This is a genomic window from Pedobacter sp. MR2016-19, from assembly GCF_014947265.1.
In the GTDB taxonomy this organism is placed as follows: domain Bacteria; phylum Bacteroidota; class Bacteroidia; order Sphingobacteriales; family Sphingobacteriaceae; genus Pedobacter.
The window spans coordinates 160,338-179,787 of the sequence record NZ_JADCNK010000006.1; the positions used below are offsets into that span (position 1 = coordinate 160,338).

Here is a 19,450-nt window from a genome sequence, read left to right on the forward strand (position 1 = left end):
TTAGTGCCCTGCTTCAACTGCTTTTCGCACACTTCCATAACGGGTTAACAACTCGGCGGCTTCATCATAACCAATATTCAGTTCGTCGGCCACCATTTGTGTACCTCGATCGACCAACTTATGGTTAGTTAACTGCATATCGACCATTTTATTTCCAACTACACGCCCCAGCTGAACCATAACAGTAGTGCTTAGCATATTTAATACCATTTTCTGCGCCGTACCGGATTTCATGCGGGTGGAGCCGGTAATAAATTCAGGGCCAACCACCACTTCAACCGGAAAATCCGATTCTGCAGCAATAGGTCCGCCTGCATTACAAACAATGCAGCCTGTTAAAATACCATGCTTACGTGCCGTGTTTAATCCACCGATTACATATGGCGTAGTACCTGACGCTGCCAGGCCAACTAAACAATCTTTTTCATTAATATCAAATTCCTTAAGATCTTTCCAGGCTTGTTCGGCATCATCTTCAGCAAATTCTACCGCTCTTCTAATCGCTGTATCTCCGCCGGCAATAATCCCTACAACCCAATCAAAAGGAACACCATAAGTAGGCGGGCATTCTGAAGCATCTACCACGCCTAAACGACCACTTGTACCTGCACCTATGTAAAAGAGACGGCCGCCCTTTTTCATTCGCCCGGCAATGGCCGATGTTAATTTTTCGATTTGAGGCAAAGATTTTTCGACTGCAAACGCTACCGTTTTATCTTCGTTATTAATGCCCTGCAAAACTTCTAACACCGACATCTGATCAATGTGGTCATAGTTAGATTCTTGCTCGGTAACTCTATTCATAAATTTAATTTTGATAAAATTCGGTAAATTCTTTTTAAAAACTACGCTATACATTCAAAAAATCTGACATAAATTTTAACCAATCACTTCATTGCATTAATTAATGTTAAATATTATAAACAAAAGACATGAAAATGCGGTTAAAAAATATATCAACTCGCTAATTTTCATAAATTTGCGTTAACGCCAATGAAAAAAAACACCCGCAACAACATATTGATCGCTGTAAGCTATTCTGTAATTTTAATAGTGGGGATGTTTTTGGGCTTAAAATTCATTAAAGATCAAGGCTTTGGCGTTAAAAAAAGTCCTCAATTAGCCAATAACAGCGACGAAAAATTAAACGAAATCTTACACATCATCAACGGCAATTATGTTGATGACATCAATACCGATTCGCTTCAAAACTTACCTATCGATAGTGTTCTACATCAACTCGATCCACATAGTGTTTACCTGCCTCCGACTGATGCGCAAGATATGACCGATAACCTGGAAGGAAATTTTGAAGGCGTAGGCATAGAATATTACATGCTTAACGATACCATGATGGTTACCGGTGTGGTTAAAGATGGACCAGCATACCAGGCGGGAATTAAACTGGGCGATAAGATCCTGAGTATCGATACCGCAGTAGTAAGTGGCCGAAACCTACCCAAAGATCAACTTACAGGTCGTTTTAAAGGTAAATCTGGAACTGGCGTGAGCGTAGTGCTTTTACACCCGGGAGCGCCACAAAGTAACCGCATTATGGTTACCCGTGGTAAAGTAAACGTAAGCAGTATTGATGCAGCCTATATGATTAACAACGAAACTGGTTATGTTCGGATCAGTAAGTTTGGCGCCAATACTGACAACGATTTTTCTGCTGCAGCCAATAACCTAAAAGCAAAGGGCATGAAAAAACTGATTCTTGACCTGCGCGATAACGGGGGTGGTTATTTTACAGCAGCAACCGGCCTGGCCGATCAATTTTTGGGCGAGAACAAACTCATCGTGTATACACAGGGCAAGCATGAGCCACGTACCGATTATTTCTCCACCGGCACAGGCGCCTTTCAAAATGGCAAATTGGCTGTACTGATTAATGAAAATACCGCATCAGCCAGTGAAATTGTAGCTGGAGCCATTCAGGATTTAGGACGCGGAATTATTGTTGGCCGCCGCTCTTTTGGAAAAGGACTGGTACAAGAACAATTTGCTTTTGGCGATGGCTCTGCACTGAACTTAACCATTGCAAGATATTATACCCCATCTGGCCGGAGTATCCAAAAATCTTATAAAAAAGGTTACGACGCCTACAAACACGAATTGGATGAACGTATGACCGATGGAGAGTTGACCGGAGACCGGACCTCTTTTCAGGATTCTATTGAGAAAACTGAAGGCGTAAATATTCAGTCGAACAAAAAAGTTAAACCAATTGGCGGTATCCAACCAGATATATTTGTGAAATTAGATACAAATGGCTACAATAAGTTTTACAGTAATCTGGTGAGTAAGAAAATACTTTCTGATTACGTGTTTAATGTACTTACCAATAAATACAGCGCCAGTTTTGTAGAACAGAATATCAATATCTTCACCATAAACGATAACGACTTTAAGGACTTTATCGGATTTCTTCAGCGCAAAAACATAACAATAGATCGCTTTCAACTGTACAATTCGAAAAATGTAATTTTAAATGATCTCAAAGCTCTGCTTTGTCGCTATTATCTGGGCGATGTTGGTTATTATAAGGCTGCAAACCAAACCGATAATGCGGTAAGACAAGCACTCCTTAACCTTCAATAAAACAGACATAAAGAGATTGGCATTACTGCGTGGCGAAATGCGAATGCTATCACCGTAAACCTCCCTGCATATTGACCTATTGATTACCAATCTCAAAGCTGAAATGGTATTGCACGATTGACACCATACAAACATTTCAATACACCCTGATGTTTAATAACAATGCTAAATCAGTAATTAAACATTAAACAGCTTAGATGAAAATAATAATTGTAGGCGCAACAGGCACACTGGGCAAAAAAGTAACTGAAGCTTTTGCGCAAAAACACGAGATTATCCGTGTAGGAAATACCAAGGGGGATGTCCAGGTTGACATTACCAATGAAACATCGATTAAAAATATGTTCGAGCAGATTGGTGCTTTCGATGCCCTGATCAGTACTAGCGGTAAAGGCCCCTTTGCGCCTGTAAATCAGATGACGGGCGAAGTATTTAAGAGCGGCTTACTGGATAAATTATTGGGACAGATTAACCTGGTGCTTATAGGTCAGCATTATATCAATAAAGGTGGTTCATTTACATTAACTTCCGGGATATTAGCCGAAAATCCGGTTGCTGCAGGATCAGCATTGAGCACTATAAATGGAGGTTTAAATGCATTTGTTTTGGCTGCCGCTCCAGAACTTGAAAATGGCGTTCGTATCAATGCCATTAGCCCTAATGTTGTTGAAGACTCTCCTGCATATTTCGATTCTTTTCCCGGGGAAATTCCGGTTAGCATGGAGAAAGTGGTTAAAGCTTATGAGAAAAGTGTACTGGGCATCTTATCAGGTCAGGTAATAAAGGTTTATTAATAATGTTCGGTATTTCGAAAAAACAAGACGTTTTTTTAATAAAAGCTTATTGTAAAATTTAGCTTATTCAAAACCCAAAGTTTTATATTAGTCTATATAATAAACTCAAGCATGATAGAAACCGAACGCCTCATTTTAAAACCATTAACGCACGATCAGCTTTTAAAATATATCAAAGATGATCACTCTTTAGAACAAGAATTTGACCTTCTACCGACCAAAAAAAACATTTCTCCTTCACTTCAGGAAGCTTTGGAACAAACGATCTTACCTAACGTTTTTGATAAAGATAAAGATTATCTATACCATACTTTATGGACCATCATATCTAAACCCGACCATAGGATGGTAGGTGATATTTGTTTTGTTGGCGAACCAGATCCAAATGGTGAAATCGAAATAGGTTATGGCACTTACGAGGAGTTTAGAGGCAAGGGTTTTATGACCGAAGCTGTTGGAAGATTAATAGAATGGGCAAGGGAGCAACCTAAAGTGAAATCGGTTTATGCAACCACGACTAAAGACAATGTGGCCTCTTATTCCATTTTAGAAAAAAACAACTTTATCCATATTGGAGAAGTAGACGATATGTTAAGCTGGAAAATTGAATTGAAGTAAGTTATACCAACCCGGATTATAATATGTCTTGATAGAAATCTACGTTGTTACCGTCATCCTGATCCTATAGCTATCGGATTTATTTCAGGATCTATCCAACAAGGTTATTTTTACATGAAAGATGCTGTCCACGAAGTAGCTATTAGGCCTTTAAAACATAAATACTACTAATAAAACAAGTTCAGCAGGACGACTATCCTCTAGTCTATTGATGATTTTATCACAGAATAAATTTCGTTACAAGACACCTTGATGCACCTTTGCAATGCGCTACAGCACAATCTCAAACAAACTTAAACTGATTCCTTCATAATGTTTCGGCAGTCCGTCGGTTTTTTCCATGCTTACTACCCCAACATAATTAAAACCACAACCCGTGTAATATTCGAGCAGTTTTTCATTATCTGCCCAGGTATCCATTCTGATAAATTTAATGTCGTTTTCTGCAGCAAAAACTTTAGCCCATTTAATAATTTCTTTTACAAAAGAATAGCCCCTGAATGCGGAATGGGTTACAATCCTGTGGATATAAATCGCGTCGTGATCCCGTTCTCCCCAGATCAACTGATCGTTAAACGTAACAGCAAAAACACAGGCAATAACTCCATCTACCAAGATTTTATACTGACGGTTTTCATCAATTTCAGTTTGCACCATTTCTCTACTAAAGCCCTGCCAGTGCTTGTTAAACACTTTCTTTTGATGTTCAATAGCCATATCGTAAAAATCGAAAATGGTATTGATGTCAGCTGACTGGCTATTTTGTACTTGTAATTGCATGAAGTAAAGGTAAGGGTATTTTCTGACCCCTGATAAGAAGGATCGTCCTTTCAACTGGAGCGTAGCGAAGTGGAGACATCTTTAAACTATGTTATTGGACAGTTCAAAGATTTCTCCACTACAGTCGAAATGACGGTCGATTAAAATAAAACAGGGCTGTATTCCATAACAGCCCTGTTTTAAATAAGATTGGTTTTTTAGGCATATCGACCTTACGCCCTCCACCTTTAAACCTTCTACCTCCTCAAACTTATTTCTGTCTGAAATAAATCTGGATCGGTGCACCGGAAAAATCGAAGTTTTCTCTCAATTTATTCTCGATGAAACGTTTATACGGATCTTTAATATACTGTGGCAAGTTGCAGAAAAAGGCAAACATTGGCGAAGTAGCATTAATCTGGGTGATATATTTAATCTTAATGTGTTTTCCCTTTAATGCCGGCGGTGGGAATTTCTCAATCAGCGGCAACATTACATCATTCAATTTAGATGTAGGAATTTTCTTGCTCCGGTTTTTATAAACTTCTAAAGCGGCTTCGATTGCTTTAAAAATACGCTGCTTATTTATTACGGAAGTGAAAATGATCGGCACATCGGTAAACGGGCGGATACGCTCATGAATCTGCTCTTCGAAAGCTTTCATCGTTTGTGTATTTTTTTCGATCAAATCCCATTTGTTAACCAGAATTACAATCCCTTTTTTGTTTTTCTCAGCCAGATGGAAAATATTGATATCCTGACTTTCAATTCCTTCTACGGCATCGATCATTAATACCACCACATCAGCTTCTTCTAAAGCCTTAATGGTACGCATTACCGAATAAAACTCCAGGTTTTCTTTAACCTTTGTTTTTTTACGTAATCCGGCAGTATCGATCAGCATAAACTCATGACCAAACTGGTTATAGTGGATTTTAATTGAATCGCGGGTGGTACCTGCATTTGCGGTAACGATATTACGTTCTTTACCAATTAATGCATTAACCAAAGAAGATTTACCCACATTAGGACGACCTGCGATGGTAATTTTAGGCAGTTGGTTTTCTTCTTCAGGAATATCTTCGAAATTTTTAACCACCTCATCCAACAACTCTCCTGTTCCGGAACCAGTCATTGATGATAATGCATATACTTCGCCTAATCCGAAACCATAAAAAGTATGGATTTCGTTATATAAAGCGGTATTGTCTACCTTATTTGCACAAACATAAACGGGCTTATTACTTCTGCGCAATACCTGAGCAATATCATCATCTAAATCGGTAATACCTGTAGTTACATCAACCATAAAGATTAATACACTGGCTTCTTCGATAGCAATCATTACCTGCTCGCGGATTGCCGCTTCGTAAACATCTTCTGAGTTGGCTACATAACCACCAGTATCAATTACGGTAAATTGTCTGTCGGTCCACTCACCTACTCCATAATGCCTGTCGCGGGTTACGCCGCTGATATCATCTACAATTGCCTTACGGCTTTCTGTTAATCTGTTAAAAAGGGTACTCTTGCCTACGTTTGGCCTGCCTACGATGGCTATAATATTACTCATGGGTGTTCTTTTGATAGTTAATGGCTTATAGTTAATGGTCGTGGTGTTCAGGCAAGCTGCTCAAACTATTTGGCTATCAGCCATTGACTATCAACTACTAACCGATTCATTTCGGGCTGCAAAGGTACGGTTAATTATCGTAACCAAAGCTTTTTAAGTAATTCTTTTTACTTCTCCAGTCTGGAATTACCTTCACAAACATTTCTAAGAAAACCTTATTATCTAAAAACTTCTCGATTTCTAAACGGGCTTCGGTACCAACCTTTTTTAGCATACTCCCACCTGTACCGATTAAAATGTTCTTTTGCGAATCGCGTTCGACCACAATTTCTGCCGTAATCCTGATCAAAGCACCTTTACCATTCTTCATTTCCTCTTCTTTAAAACTCTTCACAATTACCTCGGTACTGTAAGGAATTTCTTTCTGATAATTAAGAAAGATTTTTTCGCGAATAATCTCTGAAACAAAGAAACGCTCTGAACGATCGGTTAAATCTTCTTTGTCGTAATATGGTGGATGCTCTGGCAGCATTTCGAGCACGCGATCCAATAACCCGTCAACATTGTGTTTATGTAAAGCTGAAATAGCATAAATAGCAACCGGATTTAGCTTCTCCTGCCAGTAGGCAATCTTCTCATCAACCTGTTCTTGTAATGCTTTATCGATTTTATTGATGAGTACAATTGTAGGGATATTACGGTTCAGAATTTTTTCCAGAACGTCTTCCTCATCGTGCGCTTCGTTGATATCGGTTACGAATAAAAGTACGTCGGCATCGGTCAAAGATCCGTTTACAAAGCTCATCATACTCTCTTGTAAACTATATTTTGGCTTAATTATACCCGGTGTATCAGAGAAAACGATCTGATATTCTTCTTCATTTACGATCCCTAAAATGCGGTGCCTTGTGGTTTGTGCCTTAGGAGTGATAATGCTAAGTCGCTCGCCTACAAGCACATTCATGAGGGTAGATTTACCTACATTTGGTTTACCTATTATACTAACAAAACCTGCTTTATGCGCCATTAAAATATTTTTTAAAAAAAAATTTGCAGCACAAAGAAACGAATTATATCTTTGCATTCCAATTCGGAAACAGAGTTAAGGATTTAATTCAAAGAAAAAACGAGTTGTATAGAGTGCGGGGTGGAGCAGTTGGTAGCTCGTCGGGCTCATAACCCGAAGGTCGCACGTTCGAGTCGTGTCCCCGCTACCAATTCAGTTGGTAGTTATCAGTTGGCAGTTTTAATTGCACACTGAAAATTGGAAATTAAAAACTGAAGAAATGGCCCGTTCGTCTAGGGGTGAGGACGCCAGATTTTCATTCTGGAAACAGGGGTTCGATTCCCCTACGGGCTACACTTATTACATCAAAACATTTAAAAAGGCTGTAAATCATAAATTTGCAGCCTTTTTAAATTTACAGGCATACTAAAAAGCATAATTGGTTCCCAAAGAAGATTTTGCGGACAGGGTGCGTGGCACCAAAGAATGGATTTCAGTGTAAAGTAAAAGTTCCGGCCAGCTGAGATTTTACACCTAACAGCAATACTAAAAAACAATTGCGGATAAGCTTCATAAATATATCAAGATAAAAATACGCCGCATATACCGTAATGAATAAAAATTTGCTTTTTCTTAAATCTTTATGGAAATATCAGGGGCATGAAACAATAATGTTTCATGCCCCTGAAGGTGGTATCCGGCATTTTGTGGCCTAAGCAATAAGCCGTACTACCGGTTAAAATTGGTGAAAGGTAGTAATACTTTTAGCAGGAAGCGTATACGTAAATCCACTACCTGAAACAGCAACTGATCCTATTGAAGACATGTTTTCATTACCCGATGTGCGATGAATATTCAGTGAAGTAACACCACTAACATTAGCAACCGAAAAAGATTGGCTTACAGCCGAAGTGCCTGTATTAACAGCCACAATTACCAATCCACCTCCCCGGTAGGCCGTTAAATAAATGTTAGGGGTAGGATTATAGGTACAGGCAATTCTTTGTTTTCCTGGTCTTATCCATTTGGCAAACTGACCACCGGTGTAGCCGGCCTTGTAAATTGTACCACTTTGATTAACCAGGTTAACGCTTGCATCATTGTCATTAACCCACCAAAAGTAGTAAGCACTAAATTGGTTGTTCATACAATCATTAATGTTTTTAGCTAAAACTAAACAGTTATCCATATTGTCACGGCTATTTTCAACATAGTATTCTGTCATCCAAATGCGTTTTCCTTTATTAAGTGCATTTTGGTGTACATAATTACCACCACCGTAAAGATGTCCTGAAACGTAAGAAATTTTAGCCACAGCGGTTGCATCGTTCAGTGTTGGGTCAGTATAGGTATCATTAAAATTAATAGCATCAGCACAAACAATGGGTTTGCCAATATTTGATCCGCCAGCTTTAATAATATCACGTATCTGAGATCCATCCAAATTTCCATCTTCCGAAGAACCATCAGGCTCATTCTTTATAGACACAAAATCACATTTTATGGCTGAAGCAGCACTACCCAGCCAATTGCAGAAATTAACGTACTGGTTAGATGGAATAGTATTGCCAGACCGGTAAGCGGTAGGTATTTTCCAGGGGCAGCCTAACACTCTAGCGCCCCGGGCATGTGCCGCAGCGGCATTGTTCGTTTCATCTGTCCATGCATTATCCTGGTCGAAACGAACCCTTAACAAAGAAAAGCCAAGTGTATTATAAAGTGCATCATTTTTAGCTGTAGTAAGCGTACCACACCACGCACTGGAAAAGCCAAGCCCATCAATGGTTTGATAATAGGTATTACCATCAATAGTTGCCGCCCCTTTTAACTGTGGTTCAATATTCTCTTCAATCTGCTTTTTTTCTTTATTTTCTTCAATTTGCTGTTTTTCTTTTGCACAGCCTTGTAGTAAAAATAGCGTAATAGCGATAACACAAATTTTAAATTTCATGATTGTTTTTTTAGGTTTTTTAAAGGTAGATAGTCACTTATTTTGAATAAATCATATAAAGGTTACTTACTTGAATGTCCTCCTTTCTTTTAGTGTCTGCAATTTGGTTGAATAAAATATATTTGATATTTCTGCCTGGCTATCATTGGTAAATGATGTATGTGAATATGTGTAATCGTTCATAACCTGTTTTATTTGAGATTACCAGCCTTTTAAAGGTTTTGGCTAAAATATCTTCGATTAAGCTTACGCAACAATTCATTAACGCTATAACTGTAAATGTTTCCTTTTATTTTGTTACAATTTCCAAAAGGTCTCTTTTGGCATTGACTATTGAAAATGTTTACAACCTATGTATTTCTCTCGTAGATTGTTAGCTGATCTTATGCAATTGTTAAATCTGCATTATCATTATAAAACATTGTCTTATGCCAAACTATAAAGGACAGTTTTCAAACGCTGCATAATTTTACCACTCCATAAAAAAATACGTTTTGGCATTCTCTCAAAAGTATGTTCAAACAATAATTTACTATATAGCTAATATTAAAATACAAATAATACATTTTTTATTACACAAATAATTTAAACAAATAATACATATTTCTCATCTCTAAAACTGGATACTTTTAAACTTAAAGCATATATTTTTTAACTAACACAGGTAATTACGGATATCAAAATTATCGCCAAATGGATTGAATACACATAAAAGCCAAATTAACTATTGATTAGCAGTTCAAATGTATTGGCTTATCATTTTAGTATATGGCAATTTTTATTAAATTTTCAGTTCAAATGTTCAACAACCATTAACTCCAATCATCAGCACTCGAACAAATTAAAACATCTATAACTTAGCTTTTATTGTATTATTAATTATTCAAAAATTAATCCCCTATATAACAGTTTATTTAATGCCATTCTAAGTATAACTGAGGTTCACAAGAAATACTTTACAGTTGATGTGAAATTAAAATTATTCCGATGAGATTAAGATTGATAATCAATTGAGATGCAAGTTCTTTCTTTATTCCCTTTTACAACAGCAAAACAAAAGTCAGCCACAGCAAAAATAATTCACTATAAATCAAGCAGATAATTTAAAAATTCAATAAAACTTCGTGAAGCCTTTTGAAAAGCAAAAATATTATATACCTTTGCACTCCTTCAAACAAAGAAAATTTGAAGCTATAGAGTGCGGGGTGGAGCAGTTGGTAGCTCGTCGGGCTCATAACCCGAAGGTCGCACGTTCGAGTCGTGTCCCCGCTACCAAAGAGTTGAAAGACACTCTAATTATTTAATGGCCCGTTCGTCTAGGGGTGAGGACGCCAGATTTTCATTCTGGAAACAGGGGTTCGATTCCCCTACGGGCTACTGAGCCGCTTTACGAAAGTAGAGCGGCTTTTTTGATTAATAAGGAGTTGGATGAATTCCCTTGAATCAAGGGATCTTCAATAATTCATTAAATAAATGAAAATCAATTAATTAAAATACTTTTCAGTACTCAGCTCCCTTACTCTACCAGGATGGGAATTTCGAACAAATGCTTGATGATCGGCAACAAGTATATCTTTCATTATGACCTCCATTATTAAACTTGTCCAAGTAGAAGAGGTAGTCGCTATTAAACGAAGTAAAAGATAAAAATTGGAGAAAACGGATCAGCAGAAAAGAGCACAATAACAGATTTTGAAACACGCTTCCACTTACTTTCTAAATGCTAAATTCTTTCTAATACGACTGAGCGTTTCAGGTGCAATACCTAGGTAAGAGGCAATTAGGTTTTGTGGAATACGCTCAACAATCTTTGGATCTAATGCTAGCAGTTGCAAATATTTTTCTTCCGCAGTATGCGTAATTGAACTCATCAATCGCCTCTCTTTGGTTACCAGGCTATTTTGGTAAAGAATCCGATAATAACGATCCATAATCGGCACTTCAATAGTGATGGCATCGTAATCTAACCTAGAAATCAATAGCAGCTCTGATTCCTCAATCGCATCAATATTAAATACTGCCGGTTCGCTAGAAAGAAAGCTATTGAAATCAGATAGCCACCACCCTTCCCATCCAAAAACACTCATGTGTGCATCGCCCTTTTCATCAATATTGTAGGTGCGTAATAAACCCTTAGCTACAAATGCGAGGTATTTACACACATCTCCCTCTTGCAACAAATACTGGTGTTTCCTCAATCGCTTTTGAATAAAAAAAGTTTGTATGAGTTCTTTTTCTTTTTCTGTGAGCGAAACCTTTTCTTGAATGTGTTTAAAAAGAATATCGATCATTTAGCTATTTAGGAACAAAGATACTTTTTCCAAACATAAATTCCCTGTTAAGGACTAAACAAAATCTTGACTCAGATCAAGTTCATTATTTGACGCAGGTCAAGAGCCTTTACAGTGAGCGATCCTAATTTTGGAGCAAAATAATTTAATCACGATGAGTAAAATAGCATTAGTAGTTGGAGCCAGTGGTATTGCAGGAGGTAATCTGGCAGAAAAACTAATTTCCAAAGGCTGGGAAACTTATGGCCTTGCCCGTAACCACAATTTAGAAAATAAAAACCTTAAATCTGTTGCGGCCAATCTACTTGATTTGCATAGCTTAAAACAGGCATTAAAAGATGTTAAACCAACACATGTATATATCGCTACCTGGATGCGTAACGATACCGAAGCAGAAAACATTCGGGTAAATAGTCTGATGGTCCGTAATCTTTTAGCGGCATTATCACACCATAATTCCGTTAAACATGTTGCTTTAGTAACCGGGCTTAAACATTATTTAGGCCCTTTTGAAGCTTATGCAAAAGAAGGATTTCTTCCAGAAACACCTCTCAGGGAAGAACATCCACGTTTAGAATTGGAGAACTTTTACTATGCACAGGAAGATGAGGTTTATGCAGCAGCTAAAAGAGACGGTTTTACCTGGAGTATCCACAGACCACATACGGTGATTGGAAAGGCCGTCGGAAATGCGATGAACATGGGAACTACTTTAGCTGTGTATGCAAGTATCTGCAAAGAAACTGGTCGACCATTTATATGGCCAGGGTCCGCCGCACAATGGAGTGGCTTATCAGATGTAACTGATGCACGTGTGCTAGCCGAACACTTGATTTGGGCTTCCACTACCGAGCAAGCGCAAAACGAAGCTTTCAACATTGTAAACGGCGATGTTTTTAGGTGGAGCCGTTTGTGGAACCGTTTAGCAAACTACTTTAATATAACACCTGTTGGGTTTAATGGGCCAATTCAATCGTTAGAAAAAGAAATGGCTAAAGATGCTCAGGTTTGGTTAAAGATTGCTAAAAAATACAACCTAAAAGAGAAAGACTTAAGCCGATTAGCAACTGCATGGCATACCGATCTTGATCTTAGCAGGCCGATCGAAGTGATGACTGATATGTCTAAAAGCCGTAAACTTGGCTTCACCGTTTTCCAAAATACCGAAGAAAGTTTTTATGATTTGTTTGAGCAATTGCGTCTGGCGAAGCTTATACCCTAAATTTTGATCATCAATAAAGAAACTCCACTATTCAGAATTTAAAATCGAAAATTCCTGTAAAGCTCCGAAAAAGTTAGAACAAACTCCCGTCCATGCTACGAAAGCCGCTTCTACCTGATGCGGCTTTTTTTTTGTTTATTCCATCTAGAAAATGGATATGGAATTTGCCAATCAATATCATACCCGATGATCAATAATCACAGGTGTTTTACCCGTAGTAGCATTAGTGTAAAGATTTAAATCACTACCTGCTAATACCTCTAAGTTTTTCACCTGGTAACCAAATATTTCATAAAGCTGCTGAAGTTTTAGTTCAATATATTGTTCTTTGACCTTATCCATGAAGTCGGTTACCAGTAAAAATTTTATTCCCATATGTCCTTCACCAGGAACAATCTGGATCTGAAACCTTTCCACACCCGCTAAAACAATATTAAAATCATCCAGTTCGTAATTGCATTCATTAAACATAAACGACCGATGTTCCCGTCCTTTTAACTCCAGGTAGAGTTGCCTGTCAATATCAAGCCATTTACCTGTATCGCCGGTATTGTATCTAAAAACAGGGAAACGCTTCCGGAACAAATTGCTTACCAGCAAATTGCCATAACCATCAGCATCTGGAGCATGGATTTCAACAATCAAACCATCAATTACCCTGAACAATGATGGCGATCGGCTATAATCGCACCAGGCCCATATCCCCGTTTCTGCAGAACCATATAAGGAATAGATCTGCCGGGTTCCGAAAACCTCCTCGAAAAGTTTGATGTGTGAGGATGGCAAAAACTCGCCACCAAATACAAGATTGGTGATGGACAACCTAAGCTGATGCTTTTTAAGGTATTGCGCAAAAAGGAATAATTTTGAAGGTGTACCCAGTAATAAATCGGGTTTAAAATTTAAAGCCATCTGGTAGGCATCTTCGTAGGGTAAACTGGCACTTGCTACCAGTGTGGTTGCACTGCAGCGCTCCAAAAGATCGTCCATAATAGCAGCTGTACGGTACATATCCATGTAACCAAACATATTGAGTGCAATGGTTGTTGGGGTAAATACCCCAGCTTGTTTTAGTGCGGCAGCAAGTGCTGCACGCTGTTCCAGATTTTCTACAATATCAACCGGAAAAACCAGCGGTTTTTGGGTAGATCCGCCAGAACGCACCAAATAAACACCTTGTTTCTGGCTATGCAGGTCAAAATGATCATTTAACAGATTAATCAATTCCTTTTTACCTATTAAGGGGGCATTTTGATAATTTTCGTGGTTAAGATAATAGGATTTGAAAAGCTCAGACTGCCTAACAATCTGATAGTATTGATTAAGGAGGGAATAGATCATTTTTAAAATTTATCTTTTGATGAGCAGATAGCGAATGTATTTTGGCAAAAAGCTACGATAATGCCATAAAAACCGTGCTTTTTGGGTATTTGACGGCAAATTTTGCAGGGCGTGTTTATACCAGCGTTCACCGATCATGCCCATCAACAGGCGGTCGTGCTTATCTTTACTATTTACATACCTTGAAATTACCGGCGGCAATTCGATTTGTTTAAAATGGCTATATTTTTTCCGCGAAAGGCTCCCCGGAACCTCGTTAACATGAAGATAACCTCCTGTTTGCAAAGCTATTTTACCTGGCACCGAGTTCAGTATTCCTTTTAATACCCGGTACCAAAAATCGATACCTTCATTTAATTGCGCTTCTGCCTGGTATTGGTTATTGGCGATCCATTTACTTTTTACGATTACGTTGCTGCCAACCCCCATTATAAAATGTGGAGCGCTAACTGCCATCAAAGGATCTTTAACCAGGTATAGCTCTTTATCAAGCGGCTCCAGGTACTTTTTTAATGGTTCCAGATCTGGATATATTTCATTACCTGGCATAAAAGCGATATTGAGCACCATAAAATCGAGCTGATGCGCTTTAAATTCATGTGAAGCTATTTCCAGCAGCTTTGGATGATATTCGTCATCAGCATCTAAAAAACTGACTAACTCACAATTGGTAGCGGCAAAACCAATATTCCGCGCATTACCCGGACCTTTATTCTCGGTGAGTTCAATCACCTGTATTCTGCAATTACCGAAGCGGGAAATATGATCACGCAAAAAATCATGAACTATAGAAAGACTATTATCTGTACTTAAGTCGTCGACAATAATCAACTCATCCGGCAGTTTACTTTGCCGAATGAGTGAATTTAACGTTTGGCTAACATAATCAGCTTTATTAAACAGGGGGATAACGATGGCATGTGTCATGTTTTATGATGTAGACATCATTGCAGGAAAAATAACTCCCCTGCCCTGGTGAACATTCACCACACTTTCTGCCGAACCGCGGAACAAACCAGGGCCAAAAGACCGGTTATTGTAACATAGCAGCATCCCTACTAAGTTGATCAGGCTGTTCTCAGGGCCAGTACCGTATTTAAACCAGCGTTGGGGCACGTATTGCTGTATCATGTATTCAGGCCATTGTTTGGCGATAATATCAGACCAAACTGCAGCTTCACAATCACTTTTCACATACATATCGATACCACGGCCACCACTGTTGCGCTTTAATACCCAGTTTAATGAAGAATTGCTCACCTCCATCCGTTTTTCGGCGGTATGCAAGGCATAAGTAGGTATTAAAAAAGAGCGTAAAAAGAGGTATTCTTCTTCAGAAAGGTGATCCCTCATAATCGCTTCATTATAAAGAACAGCAAGTATACGCTTATCGTGCACCAGGATTAACGTACGCACATCGTTAAAATAATTTCCCTTATTGATGATCAATTTCAATACTTCAGGATCAAAATTACGCAGTTCTTCCCGATCCATTTCCAATATAAACTGGTTAACAGCTTTGCCTTGCAACATTAATTCACCATTTTGGCAGCTTAGCTGATCAGGGCTTGCAGAAATATAATTCAAGCCCTGTTTACTGAATTCATTTAACAGGTAAAATACCTCTGTACCCTTTTCTTTCTCGTGCACCAGCACGATAGGTTCATTGTTGTTAAACCGGTCAAAAATGGTGTTAATGAAGTCGCGCTGATGAGGAACAGCCTCCAATAAAGGCAAACTACTATCTTCAGAAATCACATTAAGGTAATAACTCAACATCCACCCATTAATTGGGTACCTTGCTCCTATTTCGCAGATTTTAATACTGCCATCTTCTGCCTGCAAAAAATCTGGGCGGTACATACCCACTTCATATGGCTGCGCGTTTGCGATGCTCAAAATATTGTTCAGGTGCTCATCAAAATTATAGATTGCACGTATCCTTTCATCGGAAAAATAGGCCCTTACAACACTCGTTAATGCTTTGTTCAAAACCTGACACAGTTCCTCCATCCGCACAATTTCGTCACGGTTTACAGCAACTGGCACTGGAGAAAATGAATCGGCACCATTACAGGGTATTTCGCCGAGGTGTTTCATCAGCAATTCATTCAGTGTTTCCCTGCTACAGATCGTCTGTTCTTCTATAAGTTCCCCCGTCATAATTTATGCCATTTCTTCATCAGACATCACCGGTTCTAAACTAGCGCTAATGGTTTCCATTACTGCTGCTTTTTTACTCAAATAATCGGCAACGATTTCTCGTAAGTCGTAATCAGCCAAATTAACATCCATCGCCTTAACATAATAATTAACGGCATTTACGGCATAAAAGAAATGGTTTTTCTCAGTTGGTCCACAGTGTACAGTTATCCAGGCCAAAGTATGCTTAAGGGTATCTTTGTCAAAGCCAAAATCATCTTCCAGCCAACGCGTAAACTTTGGCAATATAAATTCCACTTCGCCATGAGTATAAATTTCGTGTACCAATGTGGTTAAAAGGCCAATCAATAAATCTTTATTGCGCAACGAATTCTGGTCTTTCCAATATTTAAAAGCACGGGCACTTGGATCAAGGTATTGCCTCAGCAACCATCCATCATCGCCGCAGGTATTTGTGGCCATGGTATAGAATAGATCGGAATGTAATACTTTACCAACAACAGCCAGGTCTTCATCAACAATCCTGTTCAGGCTTGCTACCGATCTGAAAAGCTGCGCTTCATCTGGCACAGGTATGTTTTTATGGATCAGCATCGTCATGCGGTTACTCAATCCGGCAACAGTAACCGCACTATTATTGGTTTGGCTCCAGCTATGAAAAAAAGGTTTAAGGTGATCCCTATCATGCAGAATTGCCGTAAGTTTCACAAAACTTTCTTCTATTGTTGCAAAATGTTCGGCCTGTTGAGGGAAATAGGCCAGGAGCTGGTGCTTCAATGGAGACTCTTCCATCCCTTCGAGCACAGGAATAATAACTGATAATAAATTTTTCACAATTGTTTGGTTTATGGTTTATTAAAAATGTAAATTAATACAGATAAAAATATTCTTATTTCGTTTTAACGTCGAAGCCTATAGGAGGAATTAGCCTGTTATCACCACATCAAAATTTCAGATACGATAATTAAGCAAATACAAATCAAATAACTGATATATAAATATTTACAGTTAAAAATTAAATTAAAATCTAATAATTGGAATAACTGATGAAAGTGCGTGTTGCATTTTGATGAGCGGTTTTAAGGTTTGGGACGATTGAGGTAGATTTTGTTTACACATAGATACGGAATTTATTTTTATTAAAAAATAGACGTGATAAATATATCTTTAAATTACACATAAACACATTTGAAATTACAATTTAGTATTATATATCATACCAATTATTTAATTAGTATGATCATTTTTTTAGCGCTACATTTTAAAAAAGGTAATGCCTAAAGTTTTACAAAAAATCAACGCATATTTTTATGTGCCCTATTTGATTTTTCTTTCAATTTGTATTAAGCCATGCAGACATTCAACCAAAATCAACAACTACCTATTTACACGCTAGAACCCGATGAAATTTCGGGCAATAAAAACTTTAGGCTATATCAATTTGAAGGAACTTTACCAAACCAGTCGGAGTTGCTTATCCCCCATCGAAAAGATCATTATCTTGTTGTTTTGATCAGACATGCAGATAGCCGACAATGGATCGACATGACGCCTTATACCCTTAAAGATAACACAGTCTACTTTTCGGGGCCAAGCCATATCATTGTAAAAGAAGGCTTTAAGCAGTTATGGAGCACCGGCATTGCTTTTACAAAAGAGTTTCTTTCCCTCCAGGAAAATGCTTCATTAAGTAAACTACCCATTATAGAAAACCTGCACAATGGACATGAATTAGCCCTAACCGAAGCTGACCTTAATTTTGTTGAGGACGTCCTTGCAAAAATCAATGCAGAATATCAAAAGCCCGGCGAATGGCAACAGCGTATGCTTACCGCCCACCTTACTGTGCTGCTTACCTATTTAAGCCGGCTGTATACTGAACAGTTTAAAGGAGGTGATCATTCCGCAGATAAACTTTTATTGAAAAGTTTTCAGGCAAAAATAAATGAATGTTATCGCGAACTGCGCGAAGTGGGCGAATATGCCTCGAAATTGAATATTTCTGCCGGACATTTAAGCGAGGTGGTGAAAATACAAAGTGGTAAACCTGCAATTAAACATATTCACGAACGATTGATACTCGAGGCCCAGCGCTTCTTGTTTCATACTCAAAACCCTTTGAAAGAAATTGCCTTCGATTTGGGTTTCTCGGATACTTCCTATTTTAACCGCTTCTTTAAACGCGAAACGGGCATTACACCTGCAGACTACAGGGCCAGCATCCGCGAAATGTACCATTAATACCGTTGGATGTGTTCCACCCGGGATAACCAATACGCCTACATTTGTACCATAAATATTTGAAATTATGAAAACAGCACTGATTACAGGAGCAAATAAAAGTATTGGTTTTGAAACCGCGAGACAATTATTACAGCAAGGATACTACGTATATGTAGGCTCCCGAGATATTAAAAAAGGCGAAGAAGCCGTAAGCCAGTTAAAATTAGAAGGCTTAAACAACGTAGCGCCTATAGAAATTGATGTAGATAACCTCGAATCTGTACAGGCTGCCGGAACGCTACTCACAAAGAAAATTAAGGTGCTTGATGTATTGATCAATAATGCAGGTATTAGTGGTCCTATGCACCCCGCTTTGGAAACAGATATTAATATCTTCAGGCAGGTATTTGAAACTAATTTTTTTGGAGTAATTACAGTCACCCAAACTTTTATGGATTTATTAAAGCAATCGGCAGCACCAAGAATCGTGAACGTTACATCTGGTTTAGGTTCACTTACGCTACACAATGATCCGACCTGGAAATATTATGGCGTAAAGCCAGCCGGTTATGTTTCTTCGAAAGCTGCACTTAATGCGTATACCATTCTATTGGCCAATAACCTGTTGAATACCCCTTTTAAAGTAAATGCGGTTGATCCTGGCTATACTGCTACAGATTTTAATCATCACTCTGGTCCGGGAACGGTGCCTGATGCAGCTACAAGAGTAGTAAAAGCGGCAACACTAGGACAAGATGGGCCAACAGGTCAATTTTTTAGTGATGACAACGCGCCTGATACAGGAATAAGTCCATGGTAAGCATAATTGCTATTGAGACGCAACAAAGTTTCTTTGTTAACTTTTCACATCATTTAAAAGCCCTGTTTAAAAAATAGGGCTTTTAAAT

16 protein-coding genes and 4 tRNA genes are annotated in these 19,450 nt (G+C 38.4%); 10 read left to right on the forward strand and 10 right to left on the reverse strand.

Translation table 11 applies throughout. The features are described from left to right. Positions 1-804, reverse strand: a complete 804-nt coding sequence (murQ, locus tag IM793_RS10905) for an N-acetylmuramic acid 6-phosphate etherase (protein WP_193421249.1) — start codon at positions 802-804, stop codon at positions 1-3. Between the two features lie 189 nt (positions 805-993). On the opposite strand from murQ, the gene IM793_RS10910 reads away from it, so the two are divergent. The 3 genes from IM793_RS10910 (at position 994) to IM793_RS10920 (ending at position 4,013) form a co-directional block, all read left to right on the forward strand. Beyond that, positions 994-2,601 (forward strand): S41 family peptidase, encoded by a 1,608-nt coding sequence (locus IM793_RS10910; protein ID WP_193421251.1) that lies wholly within the window; start codon positions 994-996, stop codon positions 2,599-2,601. A 197-nt stretch (positions 2,602-2,798) separates the two neighbouring features. After that, a complete protein-coding gene (locus IM793_RS10915) occupies positions 2,799-3,395 on the forward strand; it encodes a short chain dehydrogenase (protein WP_193421253.1) in 597 nt (198 codons plus the stop codon). 111 nt (positions 3,396-3,506) lie between these two features. After that, complete coding sequence (locus IM793_RS10920; RefSeq protein WP_193421255.1) at positions 3,507-4,013, forward strand: GNAT family N-acetyltransferase; 507 nt, start codon at positions 3,507-3,509, stop codon at positions 4,011-4,013. Positions 4,014-4,283: 270 nt separating this feature from the next. On the opposite strand, the gene IM793_RS10925 is transcribed toward IM793_RS10920, so the two are convergent. The 3 genes from IM793_RS10925 to era form a co-directional block, all read right to left on the reverse strand. Then, complete coding sequence (locus IM793_RS10925; RefSeq protein ID WP_193421257.1) at positions 4,284-4,793, reverse strand: N-acetyltransferase; 510 nt, start codon at positions 4,791-4,793, stop codon at positions 4,284-4,286. Positions 4,794-5,043: 250 nt separating this feature from the next. Continuing rightward, a complete protein-coding gene (gene der / locus IM793_RS10930; RefSeq protein WP_132398808.1) occupies positions 5,044-6,345 on the reverse strand; it encodes a ribosome biogenesis GTPase Der in 1,302 nt (433 codons plus the stop codon). 130 nt (positions 6,346-6,475) lie between these two features. After that, positions 6,476-7,372 (reverse strand): GTPase Era, encoded by an 897-nt coding sequence (gene era / locus IM793_RS10935; protein WP_193421259.1) that lies wholly within the window; start codon positions 7,370-7,372, stop codon positions 6,476-6,478. 114 nt (positions 7,373-7,486) lie between these two features. On the opposite strand from era, the gene IM793_RS10940 reads away from it, so the two are divergent. Further along, positions 7,487-7,562 (forward strand) — tRNA-Met (locus IM793_RS10940). 71 nt (positions 7,563-7,633) lie between these two features. Beyond that, a tRNA-Glu gene (locus IM793_RS10945) sits at positions 7,634-7,705 on the forward strand. Between the two features lie 382 nt (positions 7,706-8,087). Here IM793_RS10945 and IM793_RS10950 read toward each other — a convergent pair. Further along, positions 8,088-9,302, reverse strand: a complete 1,215-nt coding sequence (locus IM793_RS10950; protein ID WP_193421261.1) for a glycoside hydrolase family 30 beta sandwich domain-containing protein — start codon at positions 9,300-9,302, stop codon at positions 8,088-8,090. A gap of 1,199 nt (positions 9,303-10,501) precedes the next feature. Here IM793_RS10950 and IM793_RS10955 point away from each other — a divergent pair. Both IM793_RS10955 and IM793_RS10960 read left to right on the forward strand, forming a co-directional pair. Next, positions 10,502-10,577: transfer RNA gene (locus IM793_RS10955), tRNA-Met, on the forward strand. Positions 10,578-10,607: 30 nt separating this feature from the next. Next, a tRNA-Glu gene (locus tag IM793_RS10960) sits at positions 10,608-10,679 on the forward strand. A gap of 332 nt (positions 10,680-11,011) precedes the next feature. Here IM793_RS10960 and IM793_RS10965 read toward each other — a convergent pair. Further along, a complete protein-coding gene (locus IM793_RS10965) occupies positions 11,012-11,593 on the reverse strand; it encodes a Crp/Fnr family transcriptional regulator (RefSeq protein WP_193421263.1) in 582 nt (193 codons plus the stop codon). Between the two features lie 154 nt (positions 11,594-11,747). On the opposite strand from IM793_RS10965, the gene IM793_RS10970 reads away from it, so the two are divergent. After that, positions 11,748-12,815: an SDR family oxidoreductase gene (locus tag IM793_RS10970; protein WP_193421264.1), complete on the forward strand. Its 1,068-nt coding sequence runs from the start codon at positions 11,748-11,750 to the stop codon at positions 12,813-12,815. Positions 12,816-12,992: 177 nt separating this feature from the next. Here IM793_RS10970 and IM793_RS10975 read toward each other — a convergent pair whose 3' ends face one another. From IM793_RS10975 to IM793_RS10990, 4 genes are read right to left on the reverse strand one after another with little or no spacing between them, the layout of a single operon-like run. Continuing rightward, the gene (locus IM793_RS10975) at positions 12,993-14,156 is read right to left on the reverse strand and encodes a hypothetical protein (protein WP_193421265.1); all 1,164 of its coding nucleotides are present in this window, start codon (positions 14,154-14,156) and stop codon (positions 12,993-12,995) included. A gap of 9 nt (positions 14,157-14,165) precedes the next feature. Beyond that, complete coding sequence (locus IM793_RS10980) at positions 14,166-15,083, reverse strand: glycosyltransferase family 2 protein (RefSeq protein ID WP_193421267.1); 918 nt, start codon at positions 15,081-15,083, stop codon at positions 14,166-14,168. Between the two features lie 3 nt (positions 15,084-15,086). After that, positions 15,087-16,319: a hypothetical protein gene (locus tag IM793_RS10985; RefSeq protein WP_193421269.1), complete on the reverse strand. Its 1,233-nt coding sequence runs from the start codon at positions 16,317-16,319 to the stop codon at positions 15,087-15,089. A 3-nt stretch (positions 16,320-16,322) separates the two neighbouring features. Continuing rightward, positions 16,323-17,153 (reverse strand): hypothetical protein, encoded by an 831-nt coding sequence (locus tag IM793_RS10990; protein ID WP_207908459.1) that lies wholly within the window; start codon positions 17,151-17,153, stop codon positions 16,323-16,325. A 516-nt stretch (positions 17,154-17,669) separates the two neighbouring features. Between IM793_RS10990 and IM793_RS10995 the strand changes: the two genes are divergently transcribed. Both IM793_RS10995 and IM793_RS11000 read left to right on the forward strand, forming a co-directional pair. Then, a complete protein-coding gene (locus IM793_RS10995) occupies positions 17,670-18,560 on the forward strand; it encodes an AraC family transcriptional regulator (protein ID WP_193421270.1) in 891 nt (296 codons plus the stop codon). Between the two features lie 67 nt (positions 18,561-18,627). After that, on the forward strand, positions 18,628-19,362 hold the full coding sequence (locus tag IM793_RS11000) for an SDR family oxidoreductase (protein WP_193421272.1): 735 nt from the start codon (positions 18,628-18,630) through the stop codon (positions 19,360-19,362). Positions 19,363-19,450: the final 88 nt, after the last annotated feature.

What these genes read in the sequence shown, in the direction of transcription:
- IM793_RS10910 (WP_193421251.1), top strand. Translation starts at nt 994, where the DNA reads ATGAAAAAAAACACCCGCAACAACATATTGATCGCTGTAAGCTATTCT.
- IM793_RS10970 (WP_193421264.1), top strand. Translation starts at nt 11,748, where the DNA reads ATGAGTAAAATAGCATTAGTAGTTGGAGCCAGTGGTATTGCAGGAGGT.
- IM793_RS10975 (WP_193421265.1), bottom strand. Translation starts at nt 14,156, where the DNA reads ATGATCTATTCCCTCCTTAATCAATACTATCAGATTGTTAGGCAGTCT.
- IM793_RS10980 (WP_193421267.1), bottom strand. Translation starts at nt 15,083, where the DNA reads ATGACACATGCCATCGTTATCCCCCTGTTTAATAAAGCTGATTATGTT.
- IM793_RS10915 (WP_193421253.1), top strand. Translation starts at nt 2,799, where the DNA reads ATGAAAATAATAATTGTAGGCGCAACAGGCACACTGGGCAAAAAAGTA.
- IM793_RS10995 (WP_193421270.1), top strand. Translation starts at nt 17,670, where the DNA reads ATGCAGACATTCAACCAAAATCAACAACTACCTATTTACACGCTAGAA.
- era (WP_193421259.1), bottom strand. Translation starts at nt 7,372, where the DNA reads ATGGCGCATAAAGCAGGTTTTGTTAGTATAATAGGTAAACCAAATGTA.
- IM793_RS11000 (WP_193421272.1), top strand. Translation starts at nt 18,628, where the DNA reads ATGAAAACAGCACTGATTACAGGAGCAAATAAAAGTATTGGTTTTGAA.
- IM793_RS10950 (WP_193421261.1), bottom strand. Translation starts at nt 9,302, where the DNA reads ATGAAATTTAAAATTTGTGTTATCGCTATTACGCTATTTTTACTACAA.
- IM793_RS10985 (WP_193421269.1), bottom strand. Translation starts at nt 16,319, where the DNA reads ATGACGGGGGAACTTATAGAAGAACAGACGATCTGTAGCAGGGAAACA.
- IM793_RS10925 (WP_193421257.1), bottom strand. Translation starts at nt 4,793, where the DNA reads ATGCAATTACAAGTACAAAATAGCCAGTCAGCTGACATCAATACCATT.
- IM793_RS10920 (WP_193421255.1), top strand. Translation starts at nt 3,507, where the DNA reads ATGATAGAAACCGAACGCCTCATTTTAAAACCATTAACGCACGATCAG.
- der (WP_132398808.1), bottom strand. Translation starts at nt 6,345, where the DNA reads ATGAGTAATATTATAGCCATCGTAGGCAGGCCAAACGTAGGCAAGAGT.
- murQ (WP_193421249.1), bottom strand. Translation starts at nt 804, where the DNA reads ATGAATAGAGTTACCGAGCAAGAATCTAACTATGACCACATTGATCAG.
- IM793_RS10965 (WP_193421263.1), bottom strand. Translation starts at nt 11,593, where the DNA reads ATGATCGATATTCTTTTTAAACACATTCAAGAAAAGGTTTCGCTCACA.